This window comes from Gardnerella vaginalis, from assembly GCF_001546455.1.
Classification (GTDB): domain Bacteria; phylum Actinomycetota; class Actinomycetes; order Actinomycetales; family Bifidobacteriaceae; genus Bifidobacterium; species Bifidobacterium vaginale_B.
In genome coordinates this window covers 272,384-272,755 of record NZ_KQ956819.1, presented here as the reverse complement: position 1 = coordinate 272,755, position 372 = coordinate 272,384, and positions in this window count along the sequence as shown.

Below are 372 nucleotides of genomic sequence, written 5' to 3'. Positions count from 1 at the left end.
TGTACCAAATTTGACCCAAAACACGTACAAAAAGCGGAAGTATCGTTCGCACGAATTAGCCGTGCGAATGTCTTCGCTTGCGCTATTCCTCACGGCTATTAGTAGCCGTTCGGCTGATTTGGCACATAAAGTCCACTGGACTTTATGCTTGAGCCAAATCACGCTTTGAAGGAGCTTGAAATGCGTTATGCAATTTCAAGCTCAGTCAAAGCGCACTGTGCTTTCAACCTTGAGCAAGCTCAGCGCTCCGAATTGGATAATCGTTAGCGCGGTCTAAGCGCGCTAACGTCTTCGCCGCACGTAAAGTCCACTGGACTTTACGTTTGAGCGGCTCAGCGAATCGAGGTGATTTCTCGCGCATTATGCAGCTCG